This is a genomic window from Mesotoga sp. BH458_6_3_2_1, assembly GCF_003664995.1.
In the GTDB taxonomy this organism is placed as follows: Bacteria; Thermotogota; Thermotogae; order Petrotogales; family Kosmotogaceae; genus Mesotoga.
The window spans coordinates 14,893-38,054 of the sequence record NZ_JFHL01000025.1 but is presented as its reverse complement, the minus strand read 5'-3'; the positions used below and the strand labels follow the sequence as shown (position 1 = coordinate 38,054).

At 43.6% G+C, this 23,162-nt stretch carries 19 protein-coding genes; 8 read left to right on the top strand and 11 right to left on the bottom strand.

Features of this window, described 5'->3' with window-relative positions; translation table 11 throughout:
* Positions 1–26: 26 nt before the first annotated feature.
* The 9 genes from Y697_RS11550 to Y697_RS11510 all read right to left on the bottom strand — a co-directional run bounded on the left by Y697_RS11550 (position 27) and on the right by Y697_RS11510 (position 14,538).
* Positions 27–1,343, bottom strand: coding sequence for a hypothetical protein (locus Y697_RS11550; RefSeq protein WP_121551754.1), 1,317 nt, complete (start codon positions 1,341–1,343; stop codon positions 27–29).
* Positions 1,333–3,540: a helicase HerA domain-containing protein gene (locus Y697_RS11545; protein ID WP_121551753.1), complete on the bottom strand. Its 2,208-nt coding sequence runs from the start codon at positions 3,538–3,540 to the stop codon at positions 1,333–1,335. The genes Y697_RS11550 and Y697_RS11545 overlap by 11 nt, the downstream gene beginning before the upstream one ends.
* A 1-nt stretch (position 3,541) precedes the next feature.
* Positions 3,542–4,372, bottom strand: a complete 831-nt coding sequence (locus Y697_RS11540; RefSeq protein WP_183083798.1) for a Dam family site-specific DNA-(adenine-N6)-methyltransferase — start codon at positions 4,370–4,372, stop codon at positions 3,542–3,544.
* Complete coding sequence (locus Y697_RS11535; RefSeq protein WP_121551751.1) at positions 4,372–7,011, bottom strand: TnsA endonuclease N-terminal domain-containing protein; 2,640 nt, start codon at positions 7,009–7,011, stop codon at positions 4,372–4,374. The genes Y697_RS11540 and Y697_RS11535 overlap by 1 nt, the downstream gene beginning before the upstream one ends.
* A complete protein-coding gene (locus Y697_RS11530; protein ID WP_220665746.1) occupies positions 7,004–8,752 on the bottom strand; it encodes a site-specific DNA-methyltransferase in 1,749 nt (582 codons plus the stop codon). Before Y697_RS11530 ends, Y697_RS11535 begins: the two co-directional genes overlap by 8 nt.
* A 15-nt stretch (positions 8,753–8,767) precedes the next feature.
* Positions 8,768–11,629 carry an ATP-dependent DNA helicase gene (locus Y697_RS11525; protein ID WP_121551750.1) on the bottom strand — a complete coding sequence of 954 codons (2,862 nt, stop codon included), beginning with the start codon at positions 11,627–11,629 and terminating at the stop codon, positions 8,768–8,770.
* 792 nt (positions 11,630–12,421) lie between these two features.
* Positions 12,422–13,189, bottom strand: a complete 768-nt coding sequence (locus tag Y697_RS11520) for a thermonuclease family protein (RefSeq protein ID WP_121551749.1) — start codon at positions 13,187–13,189, stop codon at positions 12,422–12,424.
* A gap of 24 nt (positions 13,190–13,213) precedes the next feature.
* Positions 13,214–14,071 carry a thermonuclease family protein gene (locus Y697_RS11515; protein ID WP_121551748.1) on the bottom strand — a complete coding sequence of 286 codons (858 nt, stop codon included), beginning with the start codon at positions 14,069–14,071 and terminating at the stop codon, positions 13,214–13,216.
* A 224-nt stretch (positions 14,072–14,295) separates the two neighbouring features.
* Positions 14,296–14,538: a hypothetical protein gene (locus Y697_RS11510; RefSeq protein WP_121551747.1), complete on the bottom strand. Its 243-nt coding sequence runs from the start codon at positions 14,536–14,538 to the stop codon at positions 14,296–14,298.
* Positions 14,539–14,648: 110 nt separating this feature from the next.
* On the opposite strand from Y697_RS11510, the gene Y697_RS11505 reads away from it, so the two are divergent.
* Positions 14,649–15,014, top strand: coding sequence for a four helix bundle protein (locus Y697_RS11505; RefSeq protein ID WP_121551746.1), 366 nt, complete (start codon positions 14,649–14,651; stop codon positions 15,012–15,014).
* A gap of 55 nt (positions 15,015–15,069) precedes the next feature.
* On the opposite strand, the gene Y697_RS11500 is transcribed toward Y697_RS11505, so the two are convergent.
* Both Y697_RS11500 and Y697_RS11495 read right to left on the bottom strand, forming a co-directional pair.
* Positions 15,070–15,279 carry a DUF2922 family protein gene (locus Y697_RS11500; protein ID WP_103134807.1) on the bottom strand — a complete coding sequence of 70 codons (210 nt, stop codon included), beginning with the start codon at positions 15,277–15,279 and terminating at the stop codon, positions 15,070–15,072.
* 146 nt (positions 15,280–15,425) lie between these two features.
* A complete protein-coding gene (locus tag Y697_RS11495) occupies positions 15,426–15,662 on the bottom strand; it encodes a DUF1659 domain-containing protein (RefSeq protein ID WP_099772674.1) in 237 nt (78 codons plus the stop codon).
* An 833-nt stretch (positions 15,663–16,495) separates the two neighbouring features.
* Here Y697_RS11495 and Y697_RS11490 point away from each other — a divergent pair.
* From Y697_RS11490 to Y697_RS11460, 7 genes are all read left to right on the top strand, one after another.
* Positions 16,496–16,807, top strand: a complete 312-nt coding sequence (locus tag Y697_RS11490) for a helix-turn-helix transcriptional regulator (protein ID WP_099771549.1) — start codon at positions 16,496–16,498, stop codon at positions 16,805–16,807.
* Positions 16,808–16,885: 78 nt separating this feature from the next.
* On the top strand, positions 16,886–17,254 hold the full coding sequence (locus Y697_RS11485; protein WP_121551745.1) for a four helix bundle protein: 369 nt from the start codon (positions 16,886–16,888) through the stop codon (positions 17,252–17,254).
* Positions 17,255–17,362: 108 nt separating this feature from the next.
* The gene (locus Y697_RS11480; RefSeq protein ID WP_121551744.1) at positions 17,363–18,790 is read left to right on the top strand and encodes a PD-(D/E)XK nuclease family protein; all 1,428 of its coding nucleotides are present in this window, start codon (positions 17,363–17,365) and stop codon (positions 18,788–18,790) included.
* Positions 18,791–18,887: 97 nt separating this feature from the next.
* Positions 18,888–20,144, top strand: a complete 1,257-nt coding sequence (locus Y697_RS11475; protein WP_121551743.1) for a hypothetical protein — start codon at positions 18,888–18,890, stop codon at positions 20,142–20,144.
* A 25-nt stretch (positions 20,145–20,169) separates the two neighbouring features.
* Positions 20,170–20,904 carry an ATP-binding protein gene (locus tag Y697_RS11470; protein ID WP_121551742.1) on the top strand — a complete coding sequence of 245 codons (735 nt, stop codon included), beginning with the start codon at positions 20,170–20,172 and terminating at the stop codon, positions 20,902–20,904.
* A 25-nt stretch (positions 20,905–20,929) separates the two neighbouring features.
* Complete coding sequence (locus Y697_RS11465; RefSeq protein WP_121551741.1) at positions 20,930–21,715, top strand: hypothetical protein; 786 nt, start codon at positions 20,930–20,932, stop codon at positions 21,713–21,715.
* Positions 21,716–22,073: 358 nt separating this feature from the next.
* Positions 22,074–22,835 (top strand): DnaB-like helicase C-terminal domain-containing protein, encoded by a 762-nt coding sequence (locus tag Y697_RS11460; protein WP_121551740.1) that lies wholly within the window; start codon positions 22,074–22,076, stop codon positions 22,833–22,835.
* Positions 22,836–23,162: the final 327 nt, after the last annotated feature.

Sequence of the window (23,162 nt, the reverse complement as noted above, 5' to 3'; positions counted from 1 at the left end):
GATGAAATTGCTCAGAGCTGTTAGGTTCACTTCCTCAGTTCAGAAGCAAAGAGCTCTAGTACTTTTGCAGATGGATAGCTTGAGAGGGAGGCTATTCCGTTGGCTAGTTCAATTGGATATATCGCCCCCTCAAAGCGATTACTAATGATGCTCGGAAGTGTGGCCATAATTCTTTCGAACCCTATCAAATCGTTCTCTTTTGGATCACTCAAATAGTCCCCAATGGGAATATTGAGAACCATTTTATGATAGTTGTTGAACTTATAAAAGACCTTCGCTCCATAGTTTGTATCCTTTCCATAAGGAGCTCCTGTTTCACTTCTACCTTGAATTTCTCTAATGATGTATGAACTTGAAGGAATGAATGCGTAGCCGGCGTCTATACAGGGAGAAATCATATCGAAATGGTCTCTAAAGGCACCAGTCTTTTCTTGGCCAAGAATATTGACTTCTATTCCGCATGATCTTGCATGAGACAAAAAGCGTCGAATTGGTTGAACCAGCTTTGAATACTGGGCTCTAATAGAAAGGGGACCATCCTTAATGAAAAGGGAGTCTTTCAGAACAGATTTGTTTCTATCCCAAAGAAGCCTTACTCCTGTGAGCATGAGCAAAGTTTCGTGGATAATCATGTACGTTCCGATAATTGAATCGCGTGCAATATCTTGATTCATGTCTTGATGAAATCCCAGACAGTCAGTAATGAATATCTCTCTCCCACATATAGGACATGGACCAACTTCTGCATCATATTCAAGCGTCGCCCTTGGACTATGACAGTGCGGGCATTCAAAGAACTCGAGTTGCTTCTTTGTTGCTGCCCATTTCTCATACAAGAGCCACTTCAGGGTCTCCAAAACTTCTTCTTCTAGGGTTTGCTTTAGTGATTTAAATACAATTGATCTAATGGCATCATAGATATTCAGCCCTTCATAAGAAATGTTTCGCAAAGGGAAAGCTGTATAGTGATAAATCGCAGATTTCTTCATTAAGCTCTCAAGTTCAAATGGGTTTGGGTAGTTTTTATCAATCTTCTCGAGACTTCTAAAATCGATACGAAGCATTGCGGTTTTTATGAAAGCGTATCTCTTGAATGGCCATTTGCCTTTCTCCTCTATAATCTGCATAGAACCATCAATCCCATAGATCATTGGTATTAGGGATGTACTACCAAGATTAGAAACAGATATAATGGGCATGTCTCTTTGAGAGTAATCTTCTGATTCTTCGTTAAGGCCTAGATCTTCCACAATCTTGCGAACAAACTCGCTTTTGGTCAAATCAATATGACCGATCTTGCTTGCATGTTCTGCTGGGAGTCTCTGACCTTTCTCATATGGCATTGGAATCACCTTCTTCATTAAGGCCGAACATCTTCGCCTGAACAGAAATTACAAATCGATTTGAACGAGTAAGCATTCTAACGTAACCTGGGCTTTTCGCTCGAAGAATATCTTCCTTTAGATCTTCATAGGCTGAATTGACTTTTGACAAAGCGTTAACTTCATCACGTGACGAGATATGAGCTACAAAGAAGTTTTCGGTTTGTGCTAGTAGTTCCTTACTCACTGAAGAAGGTGATTGTGTTGAATAGACCATTCCAATGTGATACTTAGCCCCTTCTTTAGCAAATCGGTGATAAACATCGGTGGTATCAGAAGAACTCACTGGGAAGAGTGTGTGGGCTTCTTCGAAATACAACTGGATGTATGATTTTCCAAGAGAGTTCTCAGTGAATTTTTTGACTTGATTTTGGAATACAGATTGAGACATTCTCTTCGAATAGTATTTTAATACCTTCTCGTTGGCGTTTCCGAGATCAAGTATGACTGTTTCTCCTCTGTCCAGAAGATCTACTACTTCATCAAATGTCTTTGAAGCATTCTTATCATGGTAGATTCTATAAGCTTTGAGCATTTCCGGACCGGATCCTGAAAGCGGTTTCAGGAATCTAAGAAGAGCAATGTCATTTGCATCAAAAAGAGGGTTATTGCTAGAACTTTGGAGTTCTTTCTGTGCGTTTATCGCGTCCGCTGCCAATTCGTATTCCCTTAGCATTTCTTGAAGCGTTGAGGGGGACTTCGGGAGATCCGTCTCAGGTTTAGCGTGGATTATCTTCCTTACTTCTTTGTTTATACCTGGATTAAAGCCATTCACATGGGAAGCATGGGGAGCAATCTTTTTCAATTCGTTTTCGTCAATATCAAAGCCAGCTTTATTGAGAATCGCCCAGAAAATCTGAAGCTTTCGTATTGCTCTCATTTTCTCGCTTGTCTCTTGTATGAGTTCAACAGTCTCTAATGACGGCATTTCGAGACCTGTGAATGATTTGACATAGATTGCCGTCCTGCCATCTTCTTCAAGAAGACCCCTGAGAATCTCTATCGACTGTTCAGGCTGCTCATAGAAGTTTAGCCTCAAAGATTTAGAAGGTGTTCCTTCTTTTTTGGACAGCGCGTAAACGTTACATCTATTTGCATATATAGACCTCAAAGATACATTGCCATCTTGCGGATTGTCGTTCGCGTATTCTCCGTCGGCATCGAAGATCAGCTGACCAACTCTAGTTCTTGCGTGATCAAGTATTGTTTTAGAATGCCTATTGAAGTCTTCTAGTGAAAGACACGATTTTAGAGCTGCTTCAAAGCAAGAAATACCTTTATACTCATTATTCTTAACTGAATTGAGCTTCTCAAGGAGTTCTTGAGGTACTTTAGATGGATTTGCTTTTAGCATGTGAATACAAGTGTCATCGATAATGAACTCGGTCTTGTTTTCATCCGTGGCTTCCAAAATACTTTGAGCTATCAACTTCACAATGTTGCTTTTCCCAAGACGAGTCTTGCCAAACATAGCAGTTCTAGTCCCCATAAAGTCGTTTGCCGAGATTCGTACGTCAACTTTTTCAGATACCCGTTCTCCAACGGTAAGCCTGCATTCTGTCAGCCTTAGTATTCCTATTTCAGAGCGGTTCTTCACTGGCACTGATGAGTTTACAATAATGTCCAGCAACTGTTCATCTGGAGCGTATATCCTATATCTGTCTGCGCTGACAAAGTTGTTGATATCGCTCGAGAATTCAACTGCTTTGTAATTATCTGGATTTGCATAGAACATTCCTAGGACAGCTGTATCTAGTGCACCCCACTGAAGCTCATTTCTTGTCCAAATATCGAGTTCGGGCATTGATTTCTTCTGAAGTTCAAAATACGTTTGCTGAACCTCCATCGAAAGCGGTGTATCTGCCGCTTCTAAGACTCTAAGAAGTGTGAAATGAGGCGGTAACTCCTCATAGTTTGAGGGAATCATAACTAGAAGCGAATTTCTGGGAATTCCTCCAACGTTTATCTTGAAAGGATCACAAGTTGTTATTCTAATTTTGTCGTAAGCAATATTCAGAGCATATCCAACCAAACGCATCTTATCGAAGGCCTCTGACAACTCGTATTTCTTCTCCTTATCAAGAAAATCTCTTAATGCAGAAAGTGGATTTTGGCTCTCTTCTGATTCTTCTACAATATCTGAGACTGTGTTTGCCATGTTACCCCCCCTTAGTTAGATTGGTCATTATCACCTCTTTCCTCGTTTCTAACCTTTCCCCTTTATCTGTTTCCAAAACTGATAAGTCGAGTACCAATAAATGAAGGTCCTGATATAGTTCAGTTATTTCTGATGCTCCTGAGTTGGTAAGTGCCCACTTCACTCCTCTACTTGAGGCTTTCGTCAGGCACCGAGCTAAACGAATCTGATCGGTAAATGAGAAGCACATGTACCCAAAGTGATCGTTGCGCATTTCACTTTCACCCGGCTGATACGGAGGATCCAGGAATATATAATCCCCTTCATTTGCATAAGCTATAATCTGTTCAAAGTCCGATGTAAGAAGGTGCTTTCCCTTAAGAAGCTTCGAAACCATAACTAGGTCGTGTTCTGTGATAACCCATCTCCTATCTTCGCCACCGTAACCCACATTGAATCTTCCTGCGCTGTTGTAACGCCACATACCCTTAAAACACGTTCTGTTCAAGAAGAGAGTTCTTGCTGCCCTTGTTATTAGATTTGCTTTTGAGAGATCTTCATTTCTTATCGCATAATATGCATCTCTCCCTTCTGGAAGAGTCCTGTACTTCTGCCATACTCCTTTTGGATCTTTTTTCACACCTCGGTAGAGATCCATAAGATCGCCACTCAGATCTGATAGAGTTGCTTTTTTCGGTCTTATGTGGAAGAAGACAGTTGCCCCCCCAAGAAAGGGTTCGAAATACCGACCTTTAATCTCATCTTTTGTCGGCAGGAGATCGAAAAAGCTTTTTACTTTTCTCTTCTTTCCTCCTGGATATCTCAAGAAGACTGGATTGGCAGGGTTTTCCACTATTGCTCCTCTTCCTCTGCTAATAGCTTTAACTTCGTTTTCTCAGTACCAAAGGAATGATCTCTTACTTCGCTTTCTGATACTATCGAATAGGTCATTTCATTTTCGACGGCGAACTGTTCAGCAGCCTCTTTTTTTGCTTGCACTATAGCGTCATCGATCATGTTGTCTGCCTTGACTTCAAGAATAGACCAGCCATCATCACCCTTTTTGACAAGAAAGTCAGGATAATAGTGTCTGACCATCTTTGAGTCAGGATCGATGTAGCTTATATAGAACTCCGTCTGTCCATGTGTTAGCATGCCGGTGAAGTAAACCTTTTCGATGTCGCTGCTCTTTAGAAGATCGATGAACAGTTCCATTTCAGGTTTTGAATCAAAGCAATAGGTGTCAAGATGAAAGCTTTTGCAAGAAAGAGTCTTATAGTCAGAAAGAGCAACTGTCTTTTTCGGATCTCCCGAGATTTCATAATAACCAGATTCTGGCTCTTTTACTAGAAGAACTGTTTTCTGTTCCTCTTCTTTTCTCTCAGTTATCTGATGGATAGATCTGAAGATCTTGGGAATTACGTGATCGTACAGAATTTCGTTATACTCATTCACACACTCAAGAATCTTTTCCATTTCTTCTTCAGCTCTTTCCAGAATTCTCTCTACTCTTAAGCAGGAAATGTTAAGATATCTCGCAATCTCCGCAACCAAAGTAGTTCTCGAAAACTTTCTCTTTTCTCTGAGAGATGTTATATCTTCAGTAGACTCAGTCTGCTTGTCCAAGGCTTTGCCTATCTTCACATCTTCGATTGTTCTTGCTAGAATTCTGTACCTGTCTGTGGATACCTTATCGAAATCAAAAGTGATTTTCTCAGGCTCCTTTATCTCCTCAATGTCAAAGGTCATTTTCACTCTAGTTATCTTGATTTCAATCGGAGGTTTTGTAACCGAAATCTTGAAAAGCTGTTTCTCTTTCCCTTTCGCGTTCTTGAGCTCATTTATGCTCATCCTGAAGTTCTTGTCTAGTTCTGCCTTAAGTATCTCTTCATTCTCACTGGAAAGATAAATAGATGCCGTCTGCTGGACTTTATCTATAGATCTGAGACAACGCATAGTTGCTTGTAGAACGAAAATCGTCGAATAAGGTCTTCTAAAGAGTGCTACTGCAAATAGGGAGCGGCAGTTCCAACCTTCCTTCCCCTTATTCACAAGCAAGATGAACTGCTTTTCTGATTCAGGAGTATCCAAACGACTGAATTCTCTAATAGAATCACTGTCAGATCCCTGGTGATTTACAAGAATCTTATCTGAGGAAATGCCAAGACCATTCAACACGTTTTCTAAGGAAGGCTTCAGATTTTCTTCCAAATCTTTGATTGTCGGCGCAAAGAAGGCAATCTTTGGCAACATATTCTCATGACGGTTCTCGCCATATTTTCTCCAGAAATCTTCTATAACATCTCTAACAAACTCCTCACTTCGAATATCGCTATATGTTTTGAGTCTAACCCTTTTCAGATACTCATTGTCAATTGCGTCTTTCAACCCGTAGCCATAAACGACTTCAGGTAGAATGGTCTTCTTGACATACGGTGTTCCTGTGTAATTATAACAGGCAACAACACGCGACCCAGAGCGATTCAGATTCTTCGCTATTTCGTCGATTGTCAGTTTCAGGCTTGTTTTAGTTCTATTCAATCCTAAATCCCTTGCAAGCTGACTTCCAAAGACGTGGTGAGCCTCGTCAACATATATGCCAAGCTGAGGAAGCCTGTTCAACTTGTAGAACCTGTTATTTGCTATCAGATCTTTATCGTCTTCAGGCTCTTCGTTTGGTAGAACGTCGGCAGCTTCGGCTAATACTCCTGCTGAACTCGATATGTACTTAAAGAGCCTTTCTCCAGCAGTTTTCTCCTTGTGTTCCTTCTTCAGTATGATTTTCTGGTTGTTTGTGATCACAATATTGAAGTCCGATCCATCAACAGTATTGAGATCTGTCTCTGTGTCTTCCAGGAAGAAATACTTGATATTTGAGTTCAGGAAATTGACATACTCTGCTGGCACCACTTTCGTCTTGTCAAAAGTTTGTATTTCCAGAAGAGAAGAAAGCACAGTTTTATCTGGTGCAAATACAAGTGCGTTATGGCAATATAATGGATCTTTTGGCAACTTGTGAGCGAGTACGAACTCATAGAAGATACACGTTGCCATTAGAATCGTCTTTCCTGTACCCATAGTGAGCGCAAAGATGTAATTTGCATAGTCACTGGCTGAACCAAACTCATTTATCGTTTCGAAGATTTGTTCGTAATTTTCTCTCGTCATCTCATCAAGCATGTTCATCTGGCCAGTCTGAACGTTAATCGTACCTCGCTCGCGTAGATTGAACATGTCAGTCCTATCGTACCATTCGTTGAAAATCTCACTCATCTTGAGGTTCTTGAGGCCTTCTTTCAGGAAAACATACATCTCAAAAGCTTCAAACTGAGGTGTTCTTAGAAAACGATTCGGATTCTCAGGACCATTGAACTGAAGGAATTTCCTTGTCGGTCCTTTATACTTGGAAATGATAGTCTTTCTATTCTTCTGATAAAACATCCACAGATGTTTGAAGAACGTGAAGTCCATTGTGACCTTTTTCTTAGCCATTGTATATCTCACCTTCATAAGCCTCAGAAAGTAGGTCAACTATCCTTATTTTGATATTCCTTGCTCCCTCAGGAATATCATACTGGCCCTTAACCAGCTCTCTATCTCTAGGTATATCTATCTCAGCGGGTTTCATCGTTTCTCCATCATAATCCCAGTCAATATAAACAGCATCAACAAGTTCTCGCCAATCTTTGATATCTTCCTTGAACATGCTGATTTTCTGAAGAAGATTCATCGGATAGAAGCTTCTGATTACAAGTTTCCCATTTTCGATTTGGATGTCAGCCTCTGAATCTCGTTTAAAGCACAAATCTTTCCTATCTCTTAGAACGTCTAATACCTCGACATCTATGTTGTATCCAGTTTCTTTGACGAACTTGGCAGCGATATCTGGTTCATGCCCCATGCAGACAAGAGTTATAAGATCGACCGGTGAATGTGGGTGGTCTTTCTTCTTCTTCTCATAACTCTTGTAGTCAAGATTACGTGCCAGGTTTATAACATCTTCTTGCGCAGCAATTCGATTAACAGGCATAATTATGACTTTTCTACCATCTTTCTCTCCATCAAAGATAGGGTTATTGTGGAGTGTCTGTATTTCGAGTGCTTCCATTAGAAGTTCTTTAGCCTGAACGGGATTGCGAAAAACATCGTAGTTGTTTACGTTATATACCTCGAAGCCTGTATAGAGCTTCTCAGACTCTTCAAGGCTCATTTGACCAGTTTCAACTTCTTCTCTCACTCCTAGGAGCCTCTTAACTGTAGTTTCCACAGCACCAAGGTTAATATCTGCTCCGATAAACTTTCTCCCAAGTTTCATAGCGACTGCTTGAGTAGTACCGCATCCCATAAAACAGTCAAGAACGATGTCGCCCTTATTTGATGAGGCTTTTATAATGCGTTCAAGTAATGCTTCAGGCTTTTGGGTAGGATAACCTTGTCGCTCGTGAGAGCTAGTAGCTATCATTCCTATATCGGTCCAATAATCCTTAACATTAACCAGAGTATATCTTCCTTTATCATCTTCGTAGTATGTTTGCGCGGGGTTTTGCCCTGACCAAGGAAACATATACGACTTTTCCTTTATTTGGTTGAAAGCAAAATCCTTCGTCTTCGAGTAAAGCAGAATTGTGTCATGCTTTCTTGCATATCCACGATCACCTGCACCGCCGGACTTATAGCACCAAATGACTTCGTTCAGGAACCTATTCACTCCGAATATCTCATCCATCAAACATCTTAGATGATGAACTTTCCTGTAATCGCAGTGAAGGTATATGCAACCATTTTCGGAAAGCAGTTCTCGCATAACGATTAACCTTTCATACATAAACTGAAGATAGTCATCATTTGTCCAGATGTCTGTGTATTGCTTTTCTTCAAAGGAATTGTAGTCGTTGTTGATTTCTTTCCCTCTGAGTTCTACTTTCTTTTTGTAATCAGCTTTTGAGTCAAATGGAGGATCAATATATATAAGCTGTATCTTTCCGCGATAATCCCTGAGAAGGTGACTGAGAACCTGAAGATTGTCACCCCAGTACAGCTTGTTCATCCAGTCATTTGCAGGTTCCCCAAAACTCTCTTTCAGCTGGGCCGGATAGTAGTGAGTTGATTTGAAAGGTCTCTTTCCGCGCCATTGCAACATCGGTCTGCCTTGCAATGGTTCAAATTCGTACTTTTCATTATCAGTCGCATGCGTTTGAATATCAATATCGAGTTTTTGCTGATTATTCTCCACGGTGAATTCCTCCTATCATCTTCGGTCACAATAGTGTCGCATATCACAGTTTGAGCACTGCTTGATCGGTCTTGTTTCGATTGAGAACTTCAATGATTCTATGTTATCGACAACGTTATTAACTTGATCGATTGTGCGGTTTATCGAAGACTGATCGTTTCTGAAAGATATTATCGGACTGCCATCGATTTCGCCAGTGAAGTAGAGCTGCATACCGCTTACTTTGAGCCCGATCTTTTGTTCGACAACATGAGCATAGATCTCCAGTTGCCTTCTATACTGATCAATTCTCTCTCTTTCGCCTTGAAGGTCCGGCTTTTTCTCGGCCTTGAAATCGATTATCTGCACAGTATCACCAGTACCGGCAATAAGATCCACCTTCCCCTTAAGGATATAGGCTTCCTTTACAAGCGATACATCGACTTCTGCTTCTCGAATATCTGACCAATCGCCTCGCTTCCTCTCAAAGTACTTCATGACTTGCTCAAGAGCAACTCTCTGTGTCTCCGGAGCCAGATACACTCTTTCTTTTGTGCTCAGACTCCTGTAATTGCTGCTGAACCATTTTTCTATATTATCTCTGTTTAGAAGGTGCGTTTCATTGCGAAGAACTGCTTTGTGGATATCTTCTATTGTCTCATGAACAAGATTTCCAAACAGAATAGGGTTAGCCCTCACTGGCTCGAAACCAAGGTATTTTGTGAACATATACTGTCTTGGACAGGCCTCATAGTTCAGTATATGAGAAGTGTATGAGTACTCTCTCTTGATCGAAGTCTCTTTTATAGAATGCAAAGAAAGCAGCTTGAAGTCAAAAGAGTCATCTCTCCAGTAGGGAATACTCTCATATAGTGACACGAACTGCCCAGACGGTACTTTTCGACGCCCGTTTCCGGGTAAAACTTCTTGACACGTTAGGACCAAGAGATCCTGTGCACGTGAGAAGGCCGTGAAAAATTGTCTCCTGAAGTCGAAAGATTTGGTTTCTTTGATTGGCTCGAAAGGGGGTCTTAAATAATAACCAGATTGGAGCAACTCATCTAAGTCGGTGTAATTCTTTCTTGGCGAAGCTCCAAGCGAATCCACAATAACTACAGGGAACTCAAGGCCCTTTGACTGATGGATTGTCATGAATGAAACGCACCCACTCGGAGCATAGTCGAAGTCATCTTCATACTCGTCCAATCCACCTTCTTTTAGGAAATTAAGGTACTTATCGAAAAAATCAATGATGGTCTTGTCGATGAATCTAGAAGATAATACCTTTATGTTGTGAAGATACTCGAATTTTACAAGAAGCTGGGAGAAAAGAGCGATGTTTCTCGCTGGTCTGCTGTCTATCATGCCAGATACAAGATTCTCATGAAGAAACTTGCTAAAGAGGGGAAACTGCAGCAGCTCGTAGAAGAGCGCTGAGAAGCCATAGTTCGTTGTGCCGAAATTGCTGTCGTGATACCTCAGTTTATTCTGGCACCAAGTAAGAAGTTCTGCATTCTCATTTAGCCTGAGCTTTTCAACAAACAGATGGAAACAGTCATCAAGATAGGCCCAAATGGGATTCGTGAATGTGCTGTCCTTTGATCTTATTTTTGCATACCAGGCGAAGAGATAGTAGAATGCGCCGATAAGGAGCTTGAACTCTTCTCTATCAAAGATCAGATTTGATCGCGGAGAATAGACATTCACACCTTTTTCTTCGAGAAAACTGGCTAAAGCAATTACTTTTGGGTTCTTAACAGACTGGAAAAGAAAGACAATTTGATTCCAGTCGTCTATCGCCCCAGTTCTCTTGAGTTGCTGTAGAAACTCAAGAATTTCCTCGTGCCAGGGGCTTCCAGAATCTGTACCGGCCACTTTTATTACCGTCTGATTATTGGCAAAGACACCTTCACGAGGGGAGATCGTCTTTTCGAAGCGAAATCTCCTTCCTTCATATTCCCATTGTTGCTCGCTCATCCAGCGATTGTAGAAGTCAATTATTTTGGGATGAGAGCGATAGTTTTCATTGAGAACAACTAGCTTGCACTCTCCGGGATCAAAGTTCCGTTGGAATTCAAGGATATTCCTTACGGTCGCACCGCGAAATCGATACAGGCTTTGATCTTCATCTCCAACCACGCATATGTTCTGCCTTTCTCCAGAAATAAGTAAGAAGATCTTCTCTTGGATGGTATTTGTGTCTTGGTATTCGTCAATCATAAGGTAGGAAATCTTCTCTCGAAGATTCTTCAGTACATTATCGTGAGTAGTGAGCAGCTGATATGTCTCATATTGAATATTTGAGAAATCAAGTGCGTTCTCTTCATACAAGTATTGTCGGTACAGATTGAGACAGGTTCCCAGCGTCCGCAATTTCTCATCATCCGATTCTAGAAGTTTCTGCGAGTCAACAAGCTCTTCTGTTAGTTTATTCATTAAGCCAGCAATTTCGACAGAGTTGGCCCACCAATTTCTTGTACTCAGTATCGAGCTTATTCCTGAAAGATTCCGAAAACTGTGGATCCGCTGATATATGAAGTAATATTGGCCAAACTGATCGAGAATTGTGTAGTTTCTCTTGAGTCTCGTGAATTCGAGGTTCTCATCCAATATGCGACTGCAAATTGAGTGAATTGTCCCGAGATACATTTCGTTAACGTTGAAGTTTATTTGCTCCTCATATAGACGCTGCGACACCCTAGAAAGAAGCTCTGAGGAGGCTTTCTCAGTGAAGGTCGATAGAAGTATTCGGTCTGGATCAACGAGTCTTTCCTTTACAATGTGGATAGTCCTTTCAACTAGAGTAAAAGTCTTTCCAGACCCGGGACCCGCTATTACTAACAAAGGACCGTCGAGTGCTTCGATTGCTTTTTTCTGTTGTGAGCTTGCATTTTGCACTTCTTTGCCTCCAGGGAACAAAGCTATCGATTTCTCTTGCTAGTGATATTCATAAGAAAGATCACTGATTAAATAATAGATAATAAGCATAATAACATTATACAAATTTTCGAAACTAATTCAAAATGATTGCCTAACATGAGTCTCTCAAGCTGTAATGATCTATGAAAGTCCAATGGGACTCAGGAATTGACACATACCTAGCATGTCTTGTTTGAGGCAAATAACCTGATATATATTTTCAAGTCTCAAATATTGCTTTCTGCTGTAAATTAGCCGAATCGCTTTCTAAGAACACGGCTCAGCGGAAATCTTTCCACGCTTCATGCACCTCTACAGTTTGCTCTGAGCCGAATGTGAATCTAAGTAACTGTAAAAGATGCACTTTTCAAAGAGATGATCGTGAACTCAATTCAGGTGTCTTTCAAAGTTTCGGTATAAGATATGTGATATGTCCTTCTTCTTCATCGACTCCAAATTCTATTAAGCACTAGACGATAAGTGCCTCACAGAATAAATTCGGTGATAAATTGGGACCTCTTGATCTTTTTCGTTGTTGACCTACTGCTGTAGTTGGTCGCAACGAGTTTTAATAAGCAACAAAGCGCAAATACTCAACAAGGTAATTGCAATTGTTAAACCAATCTGAACAATATATTTTGCAGCTCTCTGAATATTAGCACATTGCTGCTTTCTCAAGTCGACTCACCTCAAATCAAACAGCTTCTTCTATTGGAATTCTAATTGCATTTCATTCTCACGAGATTCCTTGTTGTGCTTCAAGCTTCGATACTATTGCGGGTCAATGTATATAATAGGCGGCCTGCAAACGCTGCACGGCTCATATCCTAGGTAAACAGCTTCCGACAGCCTAATCGGAATCCTGCTTTCAAGCAGATTCTGGCAGTGATACTGATGGTATTTCTCCCCGGTGTTTGTTATGTATACAATCGGGTTGAAAAGTGGTTCGGCTGGTATATTGGCGAAGCCTTCTTCGGCCCACAGCCCTGTTCTTTGCAGCTTCGCCTGTCTTCCCGCTTCGATGAAGATCTCCATGTAGTAGTCATTGAATGGATGTGTAGTGTAGACCTGGCCGTATCCATTTGTTAGAGCGAGAAGATTAAACAACACATAGTATGAATTGCCCTCGTAGACTGCGGGGAGCCATACATAGGCGAGGTACCTTCCATAAGAATCCCTAGGGGTAATGTCGTAAGTAAGAAGGACTCTTTTGTCTTCCAGCAGAACTCTAACAAATTCTGAAGACTTCAGTCCAAGTTTCTCAATGGTTTTGTCCGGATGTGTGCTGTCGGGAGCGTCTACTCCTATAAGATGTATTACTTCCAAGAAATTCAATGTTTTATGGCGCACAATAGTGAAAATGTCACCGTCTAATATGCTTGTTACCAAAGCCTCATTTTGATCAGCTGTCACATCGAACAGATTTAGAAGCTCTCTGTAATATGTAGCTTCATTTTCCCCAAACTGAAGCGTTATGGGCGTTAACGCATGAAGCAGAGAAAATGCCATCAGGATGCTGAGAAGCAGAATTCTTCTCATGATTACCTCCCTCTTTTCTTCCTGTTAGTATGCCTCAAATTCCCAAGTACCGTCTGGGTAGAGTATTACAACACTTCCTTCTACTGTAATGGCCGTTAAAAAGTCTTCCTCAACTACGCTGATAGAGGGAAGCTCTAATTGAGGCGGTTTGCAGACGCGACAGGGTATGTAACCTCGTCTTACAGCTTCAGACAGAAGGATAGGGATCTTACTGTGTTCCAGAAAATGACAGCCATGGACATGGTACTTGTCTCCGGTGCTTGTTATGTAAACAATAGGGTCATACTCAGGCAGCAAGATGCTGTCTGGCTTTTCTTCCTGCCATAGATTAAACCCTCCGAGTCTGGCAAGCCTTTCAGCTTCGATGAAGATTCCCGTGTAGTTCTCATCGAAAGCATAGCTAGTATAGGCATGACCGTAACCGCTAGTAATGAGAAGAAGGTTGAACATGATATTGTAAGCTCTTCCTTCATACTCTAGGGGAATCCAGATATAACAGAGAATCCGTCCGTATGAATCAATTTGCTCCCAGTCAAAGGACAGAAAGACATCCTTCCCCTCGAGAACTGCTTTGGTGAAACCAGATGACTCGATGCCGAAATGCTCTACGCTTTTCTGGGGATGGACGCTTTCGGGAGTATCTACTCCAATCAGTCTTGCAGTTAGCAAAGAATCGGGATCGCTCTTTAGCTTCAGCTTGACAGTATCTCCATCCACGACTGTGCATATAACGGCGCTTTCATATTCGCTTATGTCATCGAAGAGGTTAAGGTATTCCCTGTAGTAACTGGCTGAAGTATCGCCAATCTGAAGAGTTATCGGCTCTAGCCCAAACACCAGTGTATGCAAAGCAAATAAGAGAAAGAAGATAGTTCTTCTCATTTCGATCCTCCTTCTCTCGTTCCAAGCATCCCCAAAAAAACGATCGAATCTAAACAAAATTATAAAGGAGTTTACATTGAAAACAAAATCCGCCGTTTTCGATAAGTGAAAAAAGACCCGGCATCAAAGCCGGGCAAAAGAAAGAAGGTGATATACAGTGGGTTTGTTTGTGTTCTAGTCGCTTAGAGACATTGTGTTTCTCAATCGCTATCTGCAAATAGCAATTACTTCACCAATACCTTCATCGCCGTCTTCCAAAGCCCCCTGTTCAGGAACATGACGACGAGGTCTATCAGGATATCCAGGATGAAGTCGAAGAATTCGGGGTCGATCTTCCATTGTTCATCTGGAAGCGCGTCCTTTATCATCTGCTTCACTTTCTTTTTCTTCTCCGGTCCGTTGCCGGGGCTCTCAACGTAACTTGCAAATACTCCTATTAGCGAAATCAATTCTCGTATGAAATCCATGGCTACCTCCTGTTGATTTCGTCCTTCGTCCAAGATCATGAACCCGTCCCTCGTCCTTGGATAGACACTGACAGCATCTTTGCGCTATCATTTCTCTGGAGGTGGTCTTCATGGCCGATTCTTATCAGAATCTAGATGTGTATAAGCTGAGTATGAAGTTTGCCTACGACGTTTATCAGATTGTCTCCACTTTCCCTGACTTCGAGAAATTCGGCCTTTCTTCCCAGCTAAGGAGAGCCGTTATCTCCGTTCCCTCCAATATCGCCGAAGGGTCAGGGCGTCAGTACAACAAGGAGTTTGTGCAGTTTCTCTTCCTGGCAAAGGGCTCTCTGAGAGAAGCAATGACACAACTCGAACTCTCGAAGATGTTTGAATATATAGATGAAGAGACTTTCAGTCAGATAAAGGATCAGGCAAACAGACTCCATAAGATGCTTAACAGGTTGATCTCCAGATTGAAGAACCCGGGTGGCTGAGCCACCCGGAGCCAAGGACGCCGGACGGGTCCTCGGGTTTGGACGATGGACGGTTCTAGATCAGATTAAACAACTCGTTCTTCTGAGTATCGATGACTGCCGCGTAGTCTACCGCATAGCTTGAAGGGATTACCTTCAGAGTTATGAGGTTTCCCATGACAGTCTCGACCTCAGCCTGAGTGAGAGTCTCCTTGGGCTCCTTTATGTAGAAGCCCTTGGACTTCTTCGCAGTTGAATCGTACCATCTAACGCTCAGGTTTCTCATTCGAGTTCCTCCTTTCAAATTGTACGGGGCTGCGGGTCGGGGGTTGCGGGTAGGTAAACCATTTCAACCCGAACCTCACTCTTTAACCGCTACCCCGGACTTTCTGATCTTACGGACCCGCTACCTGCCATCCGCTACCACGGTTGTCAGTCAATCGGTCCGAGGGTCTGGGTTTCGATCAGTCTAATGTCGGCGATGATGTAATTGGTGAGGCTTGCGATGTTATAGGCTGCATCGTATGCCTCCTGTGCGGTCATTGCCGAATCTACGCTGAGAGTCTGTCTTGAGAGGACTGGTTTATCGTCCTCAATGACACCGGTATCCCAGGTGATCGAAAGTGACTTCTCGGTACCAACTACCATCACAGTTGCTCCTAATCCCATTAAAATTCCTCCTTTTCTTGTGAACGTCCCCCGATGGCCGTCCTCCGTCCTCCGAAAGAGCTACAAAGTGCAGTGGCATTGCTTTTTTTTGATCTTCATCGGTGAACGGCTGACCGTTGTCGGCGAACGCTCCGTTTTCTTTTTCGTGGCCACGTGAGATGAATATATACCACAGGGTCAAAAAACACCAAGCTCAGGTGAAAAACACCTGAGTTTGGCTCTGGAATAACGGCTATGTATAATCAAAATAGAGAAGCAAAGGCTCTTTTATTCCGATTGAAAGCTATCGCATTCATGTGTCGAAAATCATGAAAACGAAAGAAAAAAGAAGATTAGAAAAGAGACAAATTCTAACACATCGAAAGAATGAAATAATTGGCTTTTGTCGGCAATAATCGCGAATAAATGACAGCATTTGAAAATATCGCTCCGGGTCTCTCAATGCCGAATAGCTCACGAACAGTTCTTGACAGCGTTTATGAGGGTGATATAGAATATATACAACCAGTTTTGATTGACTTGCGGAGCTGATGGAGGTTTTTCAAAATATGGATGGTTTTGGAAATACTGTTTTTCACTTTTGTTCTATCTGTTTAAGGTTTTCTTTCTTCAAGAACTCATCTTCAGGTCTTTCTCCTTAATGAAGGCATGATAATTTTCCACTGAACGGGAACAGTCTGCGCAAGTTTAGCTAAAGCTACACAGCGTTCGAACCCGGCTTTGTTCACAAGAATATGATGTGATGATTTGGAGTATATCCAGGGCTTCAAAGTCCTTGCATTCAGAAAACTCAGTTCTGGATGAACTCAGACCATGGAGAGAGGAGGTGATTTATGGGCAACCTGCGCGATGAGAGGATCATGAGAGAACTTAGCCAGAGGGAGCTCGGAGAGGTGATAGGCAAGGACCAGAAGTATATCTCCGAGGTCGAGCTGGGAAGGATAATTCCCGGTTTCAGGAACGCGGATACTCTGGCCCGTTTTCTGGGCGTTCCGGTGGAGAGGATCTTCCCCTGCTTCACAAGGACTTCCCGCTTTCCAGGCTACAAGGATCTCATGTATCTCTACAGTCTCGGTTACGACATAGGCGTATATGAGGGCGCTATAAGAGAACTAACAACAAAGGAGGCGCAAAATGACGGATGAAAAAGGTCATCGGTCAACGGTCCACCGTCCTCGGAGTAAAACAGATTTCAAAAATACTGAGATTTATGGAGGTTTGAAATGTCGTTTGGTTTCAAGAATCTGGAAGTCTGGAAAGTGAGCAAGTCCTTCGCAAAGGATGTGTATGAGTTGACTTCATCCTTTCCTTCAGATGAGAAGTTTGGCCTTGTCGCTCAGTTAAGGCGGGCAGCGGTTTCAGTTATGTCGAATATAGCCGAAGGAGCTGGGAGGAAACACAAGAAGGAGTTTGATCATTTTCTCTATCTTGCCCGTGGTTCTTTGAATGAGACAGTGGCCCAGTTGGAGATTTCCTTTGAGTTTGGCTATCTGAATCGAGATCAGCTTGATCTAATCGAGAAGAAGGCTGAAAGCATTAATAGAATGCTCTGGAAACTCTCCAAGTCTCTTGAAAAAACGGAGGACCGATGACGGCTGACTGAGGACCGCACTTCCAGCGTTCAGCGAAAAGCGGCTCTTTTGCTTGCAACTAACAACTTGTAACTTGGAACTGAATTCAAGAAAGGAAGGTGATCTGCCATGAATCCGGCAGTAAAAAACGAGAACGGATCCCCTGCACGAGACCCGCTCTCAACACAAAAAGCAAACGTGGAACATCTAAATATTATCACTTCCAGAAAGTTGGTAGCTAATCCCGCTTACTCTTTCTGTAAAAGTGATATTACTTCGTCAATTCCCGCAGAAGAAATGTCAGGAATTGGGCAGAATTTCTCTTGCCCATACATATCCAATCGATCAGGTCCTGAGAAATCGGGGAACGGAGAACGGATGACGGAGAACCGTCACCCGTTCCCATTATCGTATTCAAGACTCAAATCCTTCATCGAATGTCCTCACAGGTTCTATCTCCGTTATTTCGAGGGACTGCCCGAAGCACAGGGAGAGGGAAGAAAACACAACGGCCTCATTCTGAGGGCGATGTTCAATTCCTATCTAGGTAATTCTCCTACTCCTCTCCTCTTTGGAGAGAATCTGAAGAGGGATCTAGATCAGATAGAGTTCGGAGTTCAATTTCTCAAGAGCAAAGATGTCGTAGCTCTAAATATTCCCTTCGCGCTGGATAGATTCTCGAACCCAATTCCCTTCGACGAACCCGAAGTGGTGTTTAGGGGCGTAGCGCAGGCGCTCTATGAAGATGAGCGGAAAAACGTCCCTCGTCCTTCGTCCCAGAGCATGTACCCGTCCTTCGAGAAGAACTGTGAAGCAGAATTCTTTGTCTCCAATCCCGGCGAAGAAGCTAACAAGAGCCTTGAATCTGCTTTTCTCCGTCTTTCGGAGGACGGAGGACCGGGGACGGTCAACCAGCCCCTCGTTTTGTGCCACTTCAAGGCAGGATTCGGTGATCCCGATTGGGAGAGGCTGTTTATATACGCCTGGGCTCTCTCGAGACAGGGATACGACATAAGAAGGATAGAATGGGTATCTCTTTCTGCGGGAGCCTCGATTTCTAAAGAGGTGACAAAGGAAAATCTCGAAGAGGCCGGGATCAATCTCTACGCCTGGATAAGCCAGATCCTTCAGAGCGATTTTTCGCCCGAAGCGGGAGATCACTGCTCCTACTGCCTCTATCATTCCTTCTGTCCCTTAATGGAGAAGCTTGGAGAGGATCTCATGATAACAGATAGTGATTCATTGAAGAGTACTCTTCAGAAGACAGTCGCCTTTCAGGAAGGGGCTAAGAAGATGAAGAAGCTCGCGGATGAATTCATAGACAAAGAAGGGATAGGAAAGGTCGAGCTTCAGGGCTACGAGTACGCGAGCGATGAGGCTCCGACTCAGATAAGGCTTCTGGATAGAGAGGCGGTTCTGGATACCGTTGTAGGTCTTCCCGATCCCTTCAAATTCATCACATTCAGAAACCTCTCCGAACTGGTCGACTATCTTCCCGACGATGCATACGAGAAGAAAGAGAAGCTCAAGCCGGTGAGGAGGTTCAGGAAAGCATAGCTTTCGAGGCTGGGGGTACGGGGTAGCGGGTTCGTAAGATCTTGTCCTACCACCTACCCCTCACCCGCTACCACGATTCAGATTTGGAGGTTTTACTGTGAATTACATAGAACTGATCAACAATTTCTGGATACAGCACAGGCGGTTTCATTTCAATGAAAAGGAGATCTCCATGTTCTTTTTCCTTCTCGACAGGGCGAATGAGTTATTCTGGCCCGAGAGCTTTTCCCTGCCTGCCAGTGTTTTCAGGAAAGAATTCGGCTGGACGAGAAATCAGGTGAGATGGGCGAGAAGCAAACTGATTGAAACCGGCATTATAAGCTATTATTCAGGTGATACAGGCAGGAGCGGGGAGTACTCGTTCTCAGGAACATTTCTACGCGCATCTTCAACGCAATGTGTGAGCAATCCATGCGCACTTTCCGCGCACGGTGATGAGTTAATAGAAAGCCCTTCAGAACTGGGAGAGCGTTCATCGGGAATGTGTAATGGCGAAGATTCTACGCGCAACTTATGCGCAGACCATGCGCAACTTTCGCGCGAATCACACGCACGCACATTATATATAAACAAAACAAAACAAGACAAAACAAAACTTAAAAACATTCTTTCTCCTTACGGAGAAACGAAAGTTTCACTTTCGCAATCGACAGGAGAAGGGGTGAAGAATGAAGAGAATGATGACCCTTTGCTAAACATTGAAGCAGTAAACAACTCATTGACGAAACAGCCTGCCAATTCCCGGGAGATTTCCCCGGATATAGGGCCATTATCCGGTGTCCCGGAAAAGGGAAAGACTGATCCAAGAGAGACTCCTCCCGGTGAAGTTGCCGGTTCATCTTCCGAAATCAAATCGAACGGGAAAGAACCTTTACGCAATGCAGAAGCCGGACCTCCGGAAGAAGTCCCTGCTGAAGGTTGTCCGGTCGTCCCGCTGTTCGAGATGAACGATCAGGAAGCAAAGCAGAGTGAGGAAGATCAGGAAGACTTCTCATACCTAGAGTCCTGTTCTAGGTACGAGAGAGACGTAATGGAGACCTGGGAGGCGATAATAGGGCCCTTCGAAAGGGAATGGATTCCATTGCTGAGAGAAGCCCTGAGGAAATGCTATCCCTCCCAGATAAAGAACGCGATCATAGCGATAGACAGATCGAAACACGAGGTCCTCGAAGAGATTGGCTTCGAATATCTGATGCAGCCCCTCCTCAGGGGAGCCTTCGGAAGGAGAGTGAAGAAAAATGGAAGAAAAGATTGGAACGATTCTGAACCGTTTAGAGATCCTATCGAAAAGTTCAAGAATCCCGCAAGAGAAAGACCCAAAACACTTGAAGAACTCCTCAAATACACGGTATAGCAAGGACGAGGCGATAGAAGAGTGCATGAGGAACTGTCCCGGTCCGGAGAAGTGCCCTTACGGGGGATACATAATCTACGCCAGTGAAGATCCTCGCTACAGCGACCTCATGTACGAGTGCTCGATATACAGAGAATTCAGAAGGGTGAGGGAAAACATGGAGAGACTGATAAAAGTCCTTCCCAAGGGACTTTGGGAGAGGAGACTGGACAACTTCATCCCCGAAGACGAAGTGACGGAAAGGGCGTTCGACCTCTCGAAGAAGTACGTTAGACACAGGGCGTGGAAGATAGGGTCGAACTTCGTACTTCTGGGAGGTTACGGAACCGGAAAGACTCACCTCGCTGCGGGAATAGCGATAGAGGCGGTCAATATGGGAGACACCGTAGCCTTCATAACCGCCCCGTCTCTTAAGATCGGAGACTTCAAGACAGTCTCCGAGAAGATACAGGAGTGTTCGGGGGTTGACCTTCTCGTTATTGACGATCTCAGCAACGAGACTGAAAACAAGATGACCACAGACAAGATATTCGAACTGATAAACCACAGGTATGAACAGGGAGCGGGAACGATAATAACCTCCAACCTGAACTTGACAGATTTCGATGGAACCGTTGGAGCAAGGATCTTCAGCAGGCTGGGTGAGAGGACTGCGATCATGCGTCTGGAAGGAGTCAGCTCTTACCGTGAGAAGAAGAGGGAGAGATACTTGGCATGGACGAAAGAGCAGTTCCAAGATGCAAGTTCCAAGTTGCAATAAAAGCGAAGGAAAGAGGAGTGATGTAATGGAAGACAGAATAGCCAAGACTTTGGCTTTGCTTCTGGATGGAAGATGGAATGAGGCGTTTAAACTTTATCACGAGATAATAACCGATCTCGCAAAGAAGGAGAGTGTTCGAGAAGAAACTGAAAACGGAGAAGACAACCTATGTTCTTCTAAGGCTGAAAAGGGTGTATCTGTCGCGAGGGAATTCGAGCGATGGGCGACACTGAACGATGAAGAGCTGTGGGATCTAGGCCATATTTCCTATCTCTTCGATTACACGGAGACGGCTGAATCTTTTATCGAGGAGCATTATTCCAGAAAGCCGAACGATATAGAAGGAATGGTCTTTCTCGGAAAGATCTACAAGAAGCGCAAAAAGCCTTACAAATCCGAACTGATGTTCAGGGCAGCGCTTTCGGAAGATAAAGACAACATGAAAGCTGTGGAAGAACTTGTTTATCTTTACCTCGAAACCGAGAGGCCTCTCGACGCCCTCGCATGGGTTCAGAAGTTGCTGAGGCTCGATCCCCGGACTCCGAAAAACTACTTTCTTGCAGGCAAAGCACTAGAGAACCTTGACAAGGTAGAGCAAAGCAGAAGATACATTATCGCCGGTATGATCCTCGATCTATTCGGCTTTTTCGGGGGAAGTCTGCAGAGCTTTTACGAAGCCAGACTCGGCGAATCGATCACAATAGCTGATCTCTGTGATGCAAGGGAAGTCATTCAAGAGTGGGTAGGAAAAAACCGGCACGCGGTTGACCCTTCTCCGTTCTCCGCGTTCGAACACCAGGAGAGCTATTGATACCAAAACGAAAAGGTCCTTGAATGGCTCTTTGCTAGGTAATCTCGTTTCTGACCATCATGGGATACGCGGGAGGGATCTTTGTCCCTCAGCTTACAGCGAAAAGCGTCTTCTTACAAGCGGATCTTGTTGGCGTGCAGCGAACACCAAATTGCGGGTATTCAAAGGCAGTGCCACTGTTATTGCTTGGAGCTTGGAACAGACAACATGGAACTGTTCTTCACAACGATCAGCGGCTCTCTTCTTTGCAACACGGAATTGAAAGCACGAAGCTGTTCTTCACAGTGCAGAGAGCATCGGTCTTTCCGGAGAACGGCGAACCGTTGACCGACAACTATATCTAATGGAGGTGAATTAAATGTCTGAATACAGGTGGCCGATAGAGAAACTGAACGATATTCTTCAACCTATGAGAGAAACGGACCTTATCGTAATAGGTTCGAGGCCCTCTCAGGGAAAGACTACGCTAATGCTGAACATGGCATATGAATTCACGAGAAAAGGAATGAGGACTGCCTATGCAACCGTAGACAGAAGCAGGGACAATCTAGAAGAAAGGCTTCTCCAAAGGCATCGTTATTCAGAGGATTTACTGAAGGACGGAGAAGACGAATATTTTGCAATGCGCTCCCGATACAGAGAGAAGTTAAGAAGCATACCCCTCTTCTTCTTAGACCTTAGAGAGTGGGGCGAGACTATTGACAAGGTCGCATATGCGATCGACGATCTGAAATGCTTTTTCAGATACGATATCTGCTTTGTCGACTACCTTCAGCTCATTCGTGAGAGAGAAGGCGAACTCAAGTGGTTCAAGGAGTTGGCAACGTTTCTCCAAATGCCGATCGTTATTGCAAGCCAGCTAAAGAGAACGGTAATGAACAATCCAGGCAATCTTCCTCAAGAGAAGGACTTCCATGACTTTGAAGAGATAAACGCCTGCGCGGACACGATAATCATGCTTCATCGCGAGCGTTCCTATGACGACAATGCGCCGAAAAAAGAGCTGAGGGTCATAGTCTCTAGAGACAGAGGAAAGCCCGTGAACCGCGAGACAGTCCTTCACTTCGATTGGGAAAGGGCGACGCTGATGGAAGAAGAGCAAGAATCAATAGCTAGGTAGCGGGCTCTTCTGCGACCGCCGGGTCTTCCGGGAAAACGGATAACCGACAACCGACAACGATTTTTTCAACTAACAACTTGCAACACAGAACTTGGAACTGCACTACTCACACACCCTAATGGCAGGAAGGAAGAGAGATCCTTCCTGCCTCATTTCTTGAAAAATGAATGATCTCAGCGCATGGTTAGTTGTCTTTCAAAAGATCGCTGTTTAATGAAGATAGAGAGCAAATCGAAATTGGCAGGAGTATTTCAAATACCGAGTTTACTGAGGAAACGGTTTAATGAAAGTCGTCCTTCATTGATCCTCCCAGATCATGGACCGGTT